A 13,208-nucleotide genomic window follows, 5' to 3' on the forward strand; every position below is an offset into this window, starting at 1 on the left:
TCTGTTATTTACAAAATATTTTTTCCTCAATACTATCTTGGTATTTCTTTTTAATTATATTTATTCTCTTAAATAATTAAAAAGACATGCAACGCATGATTTCCGCAATCGTCATTAGAATAGAAATTGATTAATGAGCTCATTGTACCAAAACATTCACCAAGATTTAATTGAGCTTTGCGGAAAGAACGACCCCAAAGCACAATTTAAGATTTATAAATTATACTACAAGGCAATGTATAATTCGTCTTTACGAATCGTAAAAGACGAATCGGAAGCCGAAGATATTATGCAGGAAGCATTTCTGTCTGCATTTAAAAATATCAGAAAGTATAAAGGTGAAGTTAGCTTTGGTGCCTGGTTAAAACGAATCGTAATTAATCGTTCTTTGGATAGCTTAAAAAAGAGAAAGCTTGAACTTTTCCCATTGGAAGATGAGTTATACAAGCTAAAAGAAGAGGAAAGCAATTATGAGATTGAGGATACCAAAGAGCAAATTGATATCATTAAAAAAGGGATAAACCTGCTACCAACAGGTTACCGTATTATATTGAACCTGTACTTATTGGAAGGATACGATCATGAAGAGATAGCAAAAGTTATGAATGTAAATGCTTCAACATCAAGATCACAATTTTTGAGAGCCAAAAAGAAACTGATTCAAATATTAGAAAAAGAGAAAACCAAAAAATTGCTGTAAACCGTTCTCTTATTGCCGTTAATACCAAATGACTACACCAACAGGAAGTATTAACATTAAAAAAAGAAGGTTACGTACAACAATTCGAATAAAACTTGTTTGTATGAAAGAATTGGAAAAAGTACTTAGGGAACACAAGGAAGCATTCAATGATCATGATCCTGGGAACGATCATTTTGAAAACTTTCTTGGAAAATTGAACAACGAACAAAAAAAGAAATCTCTATTTGGGATGTCAAGACTTTTAAAAGTGGCAACAATAGCTATTTTTGTGGTCATTTCGGGGATTACTGGATATCAGATTCGTAAAATACAATCTCCTGTAGAATTGGGACTCGGAGCTATATCTCCGGAATATCAGGAAGTTGAATTGTTTTACACATCAAATATCGACAGCCAGTTGAGGATGATTGAGCGAATGGGAAGCTTTGATAAGAAAGAGCATCAAAACATTTTATCAGAAGAACTGAAAGAAATGGACAAACGCTACCATCAACTGAAACAAGAATTAAAATTGCATCCTGATGATGACAGAGTAATTCAGGCAATGATTGAATATTACCAGGTAAAAACCAATGTTTTAAACAGAATTATTGAGCAATTATACCAGGTAAGAAAGCAAACAAAAACAAACCTGAATGTCTCGGCATAATTCAAAAAACAACCACTAGTAACAAGAATTTAAAAGCATAAAAATAGAACAACGATGAAAGCATTTAAATTTAAATTTTCGGCTATCCTACTGATTTTAGTTATGGGATTTGGATTCAACTCCTTTGCCACAGATGAATATGAGAAAGAAATTATCGAAGTATTCTCCGCTAAGCAAGGAACTGAATTAAAAATTAGCAACAAATATGGTGATGTTGACATCCATAATTGGGAAAAAGATTCCGTTTCAGTAAAGGTTTTAATTACCATTGAAACCACCAGCGAGGAAAAAGCAAAATTACTTTTCACCAATATAGATATCAATATGGATAAAATTGGTGATATAATTAAAGCAGAAACCAGAATGTCAACCAAGTTTAAAACTGGTAAGAAATTTAGTATCGATTATAAAATTTTTATGCCAGAGTATATTAAACTTGATGTAGTCAATAAGTTTGGGAATATATTCATTCAATCGATCAAAGAGAAAGCAAACATCAACCTGAGTTATGGAAATTTAAAAGCAGGAAAACTTCTGTATTCAGAAGAAAAACCTCTTAGTGCCATTAACCTGGCTTATGCAAAAGCAACCATTGAAGAATGTAACAGAACTAAACTTACTTTAAAATATTCGAAAATGAATATTGGAACAAGTAAGGCATTAATTGTTGTGAGTCGTTATTCTAAACTACATTTAGATAATAATGAAACTGTTTTTGCTGATTCGAAATATGATGCTTTCAACATTGTGAATACAGATGTATTTAGAGTTAATATGGGCCAATATTCCGATTTTAGAATCGAAAATGTAAACAAAACATTGGAGTTGACTCTTAAATATGGGAATTGTAAAATCGATAATGTTTCTAAAGATTTTGAAAGCATTAAAGTAGATAATCAATACGTAGCAAGTAGAATTGCAATTGAAGAAGGAGCTTCCTATTCGCTTGAAGCTGAAACCAAGTATTGTGGTATCAATTATCCGGATAATTCACAAATTATACAAAAGATCGTTGATAATTCGGAGACTTATTTGAAAGTAATCGTAGGAAATTCAACTGAACCTAAAGGAAAAGTAAAAATTAACAGCCAATATGGAAATGTTAGTTTAAGATAAAAAAATACAATTTGCAGAAACCTCTTTTTCTTATGAGAAAGAGGTTTTTTTGTATAAAATCATATTTTCATTGTTTTTTTTAAGAAAGGAATCGTCTCAATTCCTTCGAAAATTTGAGGAAATTTCTACTCAAATTCAATTCAAACTGTGACCATATTTTTAGTCAAACTCAGGTTATTATTGTAATTTTATGGCCTAAACAATAACAAACCTAAAAATGACTATTGCCGAAAGAGTGAACGCATTGCGTTTTCTAATGAATGAAAAAGAAATTAACGCTTACATCATTACCAGCTCAGACCCACATATGAGCGAATACGTTCCTGATAGATGGACCAATCGTCAATGGATTTCAGGATTTACCGGATCGGCAGGAACTGTTGTTATCACCGAAAAAAAAGCAGGTCTTTGGACAGATTCCAGATATTTCCTACAAGCCGAAAAAGAGTTAACTGACAGCGGTATCGAGCTGTTTAAAACGGGAACAGAGAATACTCCTACTCCATATAAGTGGTTAACTTCCGAACTGGATGTAGATGCAAATGTTGGATTCGATGGAACTTGCTTTTCAGTTGCCGAAACTCGCAATTTAAAGAATAACTTAGGCGATTTAGGAATTCATATTGTTGAAGAGTTTGATTTAATCAATGAAATTTGGGAAGATCGCCCTGCTTTGCCTAATGGAGAAATCTTTGACCATGATTTAAAATATTCTGGCAAAACCAGATTTGCCAAGCTAACCAAGGTTCGCAAGAAAATGACTGAATTGGATTGCAACTATCATTTTGTAGGAAGTATGGATGATGTTGCATGGATCTTCAATTTACGTGGAAGCGATGTTGATTATAATCCTCTGGCATTGGCATACGCACTCATTGAAAAAGAAAAGGCTACCATATATTTGAACGAAGAAAAAGTACCTGATAGCCTTACTAAAACTTTGCTCGAAGATGAAATTGAGATTGCTGGCTACGGAAGAATTTTTTCTGATTTAGAAGAAGTTCCTGGTTCTGCTAATGTTCTATTGGATATCAACAGAACAAACTTAAAAATCTTCAATTCCATATCGGCAAACATCATTGAAAGAGAAAACCCAACACAACTTTTTAAAAGCACGAAGAATGATGTAGAAATTGAAGGAATGAAAAATGCCATGAAAAAAGATGGTGTTGCCTTAACACATTTCTACTATTGGTTGGAAGAAAATCTTGGGAATACAAAAATTACCGAATTTACGGTAATGGAAAAGTTAAAGGAATTCCGCTCTCAACAAGAAGGATTTGTAGGTGAAAGTTTTGGAACCATTTGTGGTTATAAAGCTCATGGAGCACAACCACATTATCATACAACAGAAGAAAGTAATGTTGAGATTGAAAAAGAAAGCATTCTTTTAATTGATTCTGGTGCTCAATATCTCGATGGAACAACGGATATTACCAGAACTATTCCTCTTGGCGACTTAAGCGAAGAGCAAAAAATAGATTATACCTTGGTGTTAAAAGGAATGATGCAATTGTCAATGGCTGTTTTTCCTGTAGGAACACGTGGTTGCAATATTGATGCTTTAGCACGTATGGATTTGTGGAAAAACTTACGCAACTATGGTCATGGAACAGGCCATGGAGTTGGGTGCTTTATGAATGTACACGAAGGACCACAAAGCATTCGTCAGGAACTGAAAGATCAAGCCATTCTAAAAGGTATGATTACGTCGAATGAACCAGCATTGTACCGAGATGGGAAATATGGAATTCGCCACGAAAATCTAATTCTTTGTAAAGATGCTGGATCGTCAGAATTTGGTGATTATTTGGAGTTTGAAACCATAACACTTTGTCATTTCGAAACCAAAGGCATCATTGTAGAATTATTAACGCAAGAAGAAAGATACTGGCTGAACAATTATCATCAAAAAGTATACGATATTCTTTCTCTAGATCTGGATGAGAAACACAAAGCATGGTTACGAGAAAAAACTCAATCTATATAAAAAAAACGCCTCATTTTTGAGGCTTTTTTTATGAATATATGGTAGCAACAATTTTACGACGTCCTCCTCTATTTCTAAATTCACACAAATAAATTCCCTGCCAAATTCCCATATTTAATTGGTGATTTGTAATGGGAATGGTCAATTCTGTTCCCATCATAGAAGCTTTTACATGTGCAGGCATATCATCTGCTCCTTCGAACACATGAGTGTAGTAAGGTTCATTTTCAGGCACCAAATGGTTCATGATTGACTCAAAATCATCCCGAACCGAAGGATCAGCATTTTCGTTAATCGTTAGTGCTGCCGATGTGTGTTTGATAAACAGATGCATCATTCCTGTTTCTGGTAAATCAGGTAAATGTCTTCTTATTTCTGAGTCAATTAAGTGATATCCTCTCGAATAAGCGGATAGAGTGATTTCTATTTGTTGAATCATTATTTGTTTAGGTTTCTTTAATAATTTAATAACCTGAGTTCGAAAAAACATATGCCACAAAAAGTCAGATTTATAATCGAACTCAGGTTTATATGTATGCTAATGTAAAAATTCGTGTAAGTAATAGCAAGCATTCAACGATCAGTTTTAGGCCTGGTACAAGAATCTCTAAAACTTTTATCTGTTAGTTTTCTGGTAACCAATCACTGTTTATTGATAACTGCAAAAAGAAATTCCCGGATTTGAATTCTGCTTCGATGGCAATCTTGCAAAATATTCAAAACCGGGAACCGCCTTACTTACCTATTGATATGCTAATTTACTATATTTCAATGCCTGATTCTTGCTTTAATTTTTATAGGATCGGAACTAAATATCTCTTTAACACGAGCAATCATTTGATTCTCGGTCATATTATCTTCCGATTCAATTTTTCTTACTCTATCATTAAGATTGGTATTCTTATTAATGTGCTTTGCCAAATGCACTTTTGTTTCAGCAGGTCCAAACAAGTATATCTCCTCTGCATTCTCCAGTTTAGAACTTATATTTTCGAAGTACTGTTTAAACTGATGTCTGCGTCGGTGAGTCGTTCTCTTTGCCGGATTAATAAACTGATTCCCCATTCGGGAATAAGCTTTTGTTTCTCCTTTAAAACGCACTCTTGTTTCTACTTCCGATTCAATAGTTTCAATCTGACTATTGCCATTTTCAAGTGTAATAATGTAGGCTTTTTCGGTATCTAACCAAACTCCAATGTTTTTTTTCATCTTCGCCTCCTTTTGTATGAATAGATTCTAAAAAATAAATTGAACTGCTTAATTCTTTTCGGGATTTAGAGAAGGTTTACTCCGATCGGTTTCCAGAAATATGTCTATAATAATATGAAACATTACAAAGGTCATAAAATATTGATTTTACATGCATTAGAAGCCCAATCGGATCTATTTTAAAATTACGAATAAATCACAGCCATGTCAAGCAAGTTGGTAAAAAACAAAGCTTATTCAGACAAAATAAATATGATGAAAATAAAAATGTTTGAAACTCAATTTCAAATAGGAAATTAATAATTCCGAATATTACTTAGCATGTTAATTCATCTAAAATCAAATGAATCGGCACAAAAAAAGAGATCCATTACATGAACCTCTTGGTAAATTTAACACAATGCACTTTATCAAAGTAAAGTGCTATGTAAATAAAATATATTATCAATAAATCTGTTAATTTATGATACAATCTGGAAGCGTTCCTGCACAAATACAAAGCAAGCGTCGTCAACTGCATTGCAAACCGCATTGTAAGCTTGCAATTTTACCTTCTCCTCTCCTTCTATTCTAGCAGGATTTGGCACATCAAATACTTTCACTTCTGGATTTCCTTTTAACTCTGGCAATCTATTTGAAAGCTCTTTATCGAAACACAATACGTAATCGAAATTTTCCTCTTTTATTTCGCTCAAAGCTTTCGATTTGTATTCAGGAATATCCATAACAGCTTCGGCCATTGCTTTCTGCGCCAAAACACTAATTTTTCCTTTCTCTAATCCGGCACTCCAAACTTTTAAATGTTTTTTACCATAGTAATTCAACCATTTTTCGGCCATTTGCGAACGGGCTTCGTTCTTCTCGCTTATTACTAAAACTTTCTTCACAGTTTTCTAATTTTATCAATTGAAGCAAAAGTAAAAAATTATTCAGTCAATTTTTTAAAAGATTTACGCTTTTACTTTCTCTGCCAAATCCTCAACTTGCTTAATATAACCAATCGAAACATCAACTACGAGTATAACATCTGGAATAAAAACACAGCTAGAATCATGAGGGCATAACTTCAAATAACAAAGTATGATGTATATATCGGCATTTCAACTTAATATTTCATAGTTTGGCTTGTACTCTTCCGATAGTTATTGGGACTGAAATTTTAATGATATCAATTGGCTGATTAAATTTTTATGCAAAGTTTCCTATTTCTGTCTTTCCTTTGTATATTGGGATTTCTGATTCATTCGAAATCTAAATCTTGTTAAACGAAAAAACACATGCATCCAACTATTTACAGATCAATTATTTTCTTTATACTCCTGATCCCTTTTTATAGTATTGCACAAAACACCGGCAAAATAACTGGTAAAGTAAGCGATACAAAAAACAATCCGATTAAAGGCGCTCACATAAAAATAGTTGAAACAAATATTGCAACCAGCACAAGCAGCAGTGGAAATTTTGATTTAACAATTGATTCTGATAAAAACTACACTTTAAAAGTTACACATGTCTCTTTTCAAGATTATGAATTGCCAATCAGACTTAAAAAATCGGAAAATAAAGTATTAAATATCAAGCTAAAAATAAAAGAACAGGAAATATCTGAAGTTACTGTTGAAACAGATAAAATCATAAGAGACAAAAATATTTCGATTGATAAAAAGCATTTGAAACAAATTCCTGTTAGCAGTAGTGGAGCTGTTGAACAAATTATTAAAACACTACCAGGAGTGAATTCCAATAATGAATTGAGTTCTCAATATTCAGTTAGAGGTGGTAATTTCGACGAAAACCTGGTATATATCAACGAAATAGAAATTTACAGGCCAAATTTAATACGTTCTGGTCAACAAGAAGGATTAAGTGTAATCAATCCTGATTTGGTTTCATCAGTTCAATTCTCATCAGGTGGTTTTGATACAAAATACGGTGACAAATTATCTTCTGTTCTTGATATCAAGTACAAAACTCCAACTAAATTCGAAGCTTCAGCCGAGTTGAGTTTAATGGGGGCATCCACACATTTTGCCAATGCATCAAAAAATGGGAAGCTATCCTACATGGCTGGATTGAGATACAAAACCAATCGCTACTTGTTAAATTCATTGGATACAAAAGGTGAATATGAGCCCAATTATACAGATTTTCAGGCGCTGGTTAACTACAAATTCAATTCGGCATTTAGCATGCACATATGGACCAGTTTTAGTCAAAATAAGTACAATTTTGAGCCTGAAAACAGAAGCACATCATTTGGAACCATTAGTGATGCATTAAATCTTGATATCTATTTTGACGGGAACGAAAAAGATGAATTCAATTCGAACATTCAGGCAGTTACTTTTAAATATCATCCCAATTCGAATTCTTTCATTCGATTAATTGGAAGCAGATACGAAAGCATTGAAGAAGAGAAGTATGATATTATGGGACAATACTATCTGAGTGACCTTTTTGTATCGCAAGGAGGATCTCAATCAGAAAGTGTGGAAAATCTGGGTATCGGAACTTTTATTGATCATGCCAGAAACAAACTCGATCAGGAGGTTTATAATATGGACATCAAGGGAGATCACTCTTTTGATGATTTGTTTTTACAATGGGGAGTTGGAGTTAAAAAGGAGGATATTAGCAATCGAATTAATGAATGGCAATATCAAGATTCTGCTGGTTACTCAGTTCCGGTTTCCGACAGTAAAGTTTTGCTGGCATACAATCGCAATGCCAACAATAAAATTAGTTCCAAGCACTACAAATCATTTGTACAGGCAACTCAAATGCTGGAAACGAAAAATGGAGAGCTACAACTAACTGGAGGACTTCGTTACCATTACTGGGATTACAATAAAAAAGGATATTTTTCACCAAGAGGATCCATTCATTATATTCCAAACTGGAAAAATAAAGTGAAATTTAAACTAGCCGCAGGTCTTTATCAGCAAATTCCATCATATCGGGAAATGTTAATGATTGATGGAAACATTAGCCCTAAAGTCAATATCCAAAAGGCAATTCACTATGTTTTAGGTCAGGAGTATTACTTTAAAGCATGGAACCGTCCATTTAAATTTTCAAGCGAATTGTACTATAAGGATCTTCTATCAGTTACTCCTTATGATATCGAAAATGTTCGCATTCGATATTATGGCGATCAGGAGGCAGAAGGATACACAACTGGATTGGATTTGAGAATCAATGGTGAATTTGTTCCCGGAACAGAATCCTGGGCTAGCTTATCCATCATGAAATCAGAGGAAAACATAAAAGGAGATGAAATGTCTTTTATCCCGCGACCTACCGATCAAAGGTTTAATTTCTCTATGTTTTTCCAGGATTATTTACCAAACAATCCTTCTTATAAAATGCATCTTGCTTTATTCTATGCAGGCAAACTTCCTGTTTGGACTCCTAAACGAGGGAAAGATGGAGGAAGCTTTAGAATGCCAAACTATCGTAGAATTGATTTGGGTTTCTCGAAAGTCCTGGTAGACGAAAAATCTAAAAACAAAGGATTACTACGTCATTTTAAATCCATGTGGATTGGTTTGGAAGTGTTTAATGTTTTAGATATCAACAACACGGTTTCCTATCTTTGGATTAACGATATTTCGGGGAATCAGTATGCAATTCCAAATTATCTTACAGGACGAAAATTGAATGTAAAGCTAAGTGCGAAATTCTAAAGAAATTCTTTAATTCAAGTTAGTTTTTAGCTATTTTGCCAGTACTTTTAAGTTAAGGAAATATGTCGCTACATTTTTTGCATCCAAATTATCTTTGGTTTCTTTTTATATTATTGATTCCAATTATTATACATCTGTTTAATTTTAAGCGTTACAAAAAAATCTATTTTAGTAATCTTCGCTTTCTTCAAAATTTAAATACCGAGAACAAGAGAAAATCGAAACTTAAAAACCTACTTGTTCTATTACTAAGAATGCTGGCATTGGCATGTATTATCATTGCGTTTTCGCAACCTTACATTCCCATTTCAGGAGAAAATTTATCCAATAAAAGCAACGAATTAACTAATATTTACCTTGACAATTCGTTTAGCATGAATGGTAAAACTGAAAAAGGAAACGCTCTGGAGGTTGCTAAAAATCATGCATTCGAACTAATTAAATCATTGCCTGATTATGCCAAAATCAGAATTTACAGCAACGACATACAGCACTACTCTACCAGTTTAAATAAAAATCAAGCCATTGCAAGAATACAGGAAATAGCCCCCTCTCCCAATTCGTTAAAATTATCAACAACACTAGCTAATATTCGACTAGATTCACCTTTTGAAAAATCACAAGTTTATATACTATCTGATTTTCAAAAATCTCAAGCTGATTTAGAAAAACTACAAAAAGACAGTCTTCTAAGTGTGGATTTTGTTCATTTTCAGTTGCAAGCAACAAACAACCTGGTTCTTGACTCATGTTGGTTCGAAAAGCCTATACATTTTACTGGTCCTCAAAAGGAATTGTCTGTTAAAATTTCAAATCATTCCAATAAAGATTTAAAAAAGATTCCCATACAATTGACGGTAAATGATAGTTTGAAAACGGTAGGCAGTATCGATATTAATAAAAACTCATCCCAGATAACCACATTACGCTATAGCGATAGGCAATCCGGATTTGTACAAGCCAAACTAAGCATTGAAGATTATCCAATTATTTACGATAATAATCTGTATTTTTCCTACAGAACCAATAATGTTAATCGTATTTTATCCATCAACCAAGAATCGGAAAACCAATACATTAACAAACTTTTTTCTTCGGATAAAAACTTTAAGATTAAGAATATTAGCAAAACCCAATTGCACAATGAAACCTTTAGCCAATTTCAGCTAATTGTATTAAATGAAATTGAGGATATTGAAAGTGGTTTTAAACAAAGCTTACAAATGTATTTGCAAAATGGCGGAAGTATTCTTTTGATACCCAACGAACAAATTAAAGCAAGTGTAAATTTATTCTTATCTGATGTTTTGGCTCCAAATTATTTAGAAATCGACTCTACTCAACAGCGAATTTCAAGAATTGAAACGAAAGCAAATATTTATCAGGATGTTTTTCAAGATTTGAAAGATAACGCACGTTTGCCTGATATCTATAAATACTATAAATTATCAGCACCAAGTAATCCTACATTAGAATGTATTTGGCTAACTGCAGGTTCAGAAAAATTATTCACAAAAATTCAATATGGAAAAGGTCAACTGTACCAATTCAGTATGAATTTAAATGGAGAATGGACAAACCTGATAACACACCCGATTTTAGTACCTACTTTAATCAATTTGAGTAAAACAAGCACAAACTCAGGCAAAATATATCATCAAATTGGAAAAAATAATACAATTGAATTAATAAGCTCTTTTAATTTGAATGGTGACGATCAATTCCATATTAAAAACGATCAAATTGGTATTGATATCATTCCTTTAAGAGTAGCCAGTTCAAACCATTCAACACAGCTTAGAGTTGTAGATCAATTAAGGGTTTCAGAAAATTATGTAGTTGTACTAAACGACTCTATTCTTCAAACTTGTTCGTTCAATTATCCCAAAAATGAATCAGAGATTTCGTATTACGAAAAACAAGAAATTGAAACTAAAATTAAGGCATTAGAGGAGAACTATTCTGTAATTTCTTCTGAAAAAATGAAACTATCTGAGCTTTATAACGAAAAAAGAGAAGGAAGACAGTATTGGAGAATATTTATTTTGTTGGCTTTAACCTTCTTTTTGACTGAAGGGATACTTAAAACATTAAAAACATAATCAAACATTTTATAATCCTCCATAAAATCTCTAATAAAATATCTTAGACTACGACACCTTAACATATACCCAAACCAACATGATTAAACTAAAAACTACAACTGAAATCAGACAATTAAAAAAAATACACAGCATAGCTGGTATTGGTTATTGGGTATACAATTATTCAACAAAAGATTTTTGGTGGTCAGATGTGACTCATTCAATTCTTGGCTATCAGGATGGAAATGTTATTCCTACCAGAGATATCCTTAAAAAACATATTCACCCCGAAGACCTTGTTTTTTTTGAAGAATCATTAAAGCAGATGCAATTGCAACCAATGGAAATAGAATTCCGGTTCTATAAGAATGGAGAATTAAGATTGGGGAAAATTACCGGAGAAGTTTACAAGAAAGAAGATATTATTGAAGAAGTTCTTTTTCAGGATATTACTGACATCAAAATAAAAGAGTTTGAAATTGCAAAAGCCTGGAACAAAGCACTGGAAGCCGAGAACTTAAAAAATGCTTTCCTGGCCAACATGAGCCATGAATTAAGAACTCCACTTAACTCAATCATAGGCTTTTCAGAATTACTTGAATCTGGAAACATAAAAGAAGATATCCCCAAGTTTGCCAGCTCTATTAAAGATTCCGGACTGCAACTTTTAAAAATCATTGAAGACCTGCTAAAAGTATCTATGCTGGAGAGTAGAACTGCAAAACCTGTAAAAAGGAATTTTAACCTTCATAATATGATGAAGGATGTAGAATCCCTCACACACAAGCTTTTATCAAACAACAAAAAGGAACATTTACAATTAAAATTTCCAAACATTGATGTAAATCAAGTCATCAAATCCGATCAGAATAAAATAATAGGAATCCTAAGCAACTTGTTGCACAATGCTGTTAAGTTTACTGAAAAAGGAAGTATAACTTGCTCCTATCGCTTCATTAATCAAACCATTGAATTTACAATTAGTGATACAGGAAAGGGCATTCCAGCCAAATCTCAGTCAAATGTTTTTCAACGCTTTAGACAAGCTAACGAAAATAGCATTAACAACTTTGGCGGCACAGGATTAGGTTTATATATCTCGAGATTGGAAATTGAGCTTCTAGGTGGAAAAATTTGGATAGCTTCAGAAGAGAAAATAGGAACAACAGTAAAATTCAGCCTTCCTAATGTTATCGATCAGGAGTTGATTAATGAAGCAGATTCGACTGCCAACCTATACAATTGGGAGAATTATACGGTTGTGGTAGCCGAAGATCAATTCACCAATTACAAAATACTTGAAGCTTATCTGCAACCAACCAATATCAATATCATTTGGGCCAAAACAGGCAAAGAAGCCATGACTGCAAGCCTTCAGAACCCTGAGGTAAACCTGATCTTAATGGATATAAACATGCCACATACCAATGGACTGGAGGCAACGAAACTAATCAAGAAAAAGCGTCCGGACTTAACCATTATAGCTCAAACAGCCTATGCGCTGGAAGGTGACAGAGAAAAATCATTAAAGGCCGGATGTTCCGAACACTTATCAAAACCATTTAATAAATCTGATTTGCTGCTTTGCATGTCCAGATATTTACCTTAAATCAGCTGTTAACATCAAATTTATAGAACATTAGCTATAATCATAAATTCAACAAGAATTAACAATTGCATTTATGATAATAGTCATGATTAATATTTTTTTCGATTTTTTCTACACTTTTTCTGCCAAAAGCATTGGAAAATCAAAAAAATAGTTATAAAA

General features: G+C 33.0%; 10 protein-coding genes. 7 read left to right on the forward strand and 3 right to left on the reverse strand.

From position 1 onward, the window contains the following. Positions 1-133 precede the first annotated feature (133 nt). From BXY64_RS10320 to BXY64_RS10335, 4 genes are all read left to right on the forward strand, one after another. On the forward strand, positions 134-700 hold the full coding sequence (locus tag BXY64_RS10320) for an RNA polymerase sigma factor (RefSeq protein WP_120239891.1): 567 nt from the start codon (positions 134-136) through the stop codon (positions 698-700). A gap of 103 nt (positions 701-803) precedes the next feature. Next, a complete protein-coding gene (locus BXY64_RS10325; protein ID WP_147375968.1) occupies positions 804-1,352 on the forward strand; it encodes a hypothetical protein in 549 nt (182 codons plus the stop codon). Between the two features lie 54 nt (positions 1,353-1,406). Then, a complete protein-coding gene (locus tag BXY64_RS10330) occupies positions 1,407-2,468 on the forward strand; it encodes a hypothetical protein (RefSeq protein WP_120239893.1) in 1,062 nt (353 codons plus the stop codon). A gap of 217 nt (positions 2,469-2,685) precedes the next feature. Beyond that, a complete protein-coding gene (locus BXY64_RS10335; RefSeq protein WP_120239894.1) occupies positions 2,686-4,458 on the forward strand; it encodes an aminopeptidase P family protein in 1,773 nt (590 codons plus the stop codon). 28 nt (positions 4,459-4,486) lie between these two features. Here the strand turns inward: BXY64_RS10335 and BXY64_RS10340 are convergent, their stop codons facing one another. The 3 genes from BXY64_RS10340 to BXY64_RS10350 form a co-directional block, all read right to left on the reverse strand. Continuing rightward, positions 4,487-4,897 (reverse strand): secondary thiamine-phosphate synthase enzyme YjbQ, encoded by a 411-nt coding sequence (locus tag BXY64_RS10340; RefSeq protein ID WP_120240508.1) that lies wholly within the window; start codon positions 4,895-4,897, stop codon positions 4,487-4,489. A gap of 329 nt (positions 4,898-5,226) precedes the next feature. Continuing rightward, entirely contained in the window at positions 5,227-5,667 is a 441-nt protein-coding gene (locus BXY64_RS10345; protein ID WP_120239895.1) for a hypothetical protein, read from the reverse strand. A gap of 461 nt (positions 5,668-6,128) precedes the next feature. Then, positions 6,129-6,554, reverse strand: a complete 426-nt coding sequence (locus BXY64_RS10350) for an arsenate reductase/protein-tyrosine-phosphatase family protein (RefSeq protein ID WP_120239896.1) — start codon at positions 6,552-6,554, stop codon at positions 6,129-6,131. Between the two features lie 390 nt (positions 6,555-6,944). Here BXY64_RS10350 and BXY64_RS10355 point away from each other — a divergent pair, with 390 nt between their 5' ends. The 3 genes from BXY64_RS10355 to BXY64_RS10365 all read left to right on the forward strand — a co-directional run bounded on the left by BXY64_RS10355 (position 6,945) and on the right by BXY64_RS10365 (position 13,046). After that, on the forward strand, positions 6,945-9,353 hold the full coding sequence (locus tag BXY64_RS10355; protein WP_120239897.1) for a TonB-dependent receptor: 2,409 nt from the start codon (positions 6,945-6,947) through the stop codon (positions 9,351-9,353). A gap of 62 nt (positions 9,354-9,415) precedes the next feature. Continuing rightward, complete coding sequence (locus BXY64_RS10360; protein WP_120239898.1) at positions 9,416-11,455, forward strand: BatA domain-containing protein; 2,040 nt, start codon at positions 9,416-9,418, stop codon at positions 11,453-11,455. A gap of 79 nt (positions 11,456-11,534) precedes the next feature. Further along, positions 11,535-13,046, forward strand: a complete 1,512-nt coding sequence (locus BXY64_RS10365; protein ID WP_120239899.1) for a hybrid sensor histidine kinase/response regulator — start codon at positions 11,535-11,537, stop codon at positions 13,044-13,046. Positions 13,047-13,208: the final 162 nt, after the last annotated feature.

This window comes from Marinifilum flexuosum, from assembly GCF_003610555.1.
In the GTDB taxonomy this organism is placed as follows: domain Bacteria; phylum Bacteroidota; class Bacteroidia; order Bacteroidales; family Marinifilaceae; genus Marinifilum; species Marinifilum flexuosum.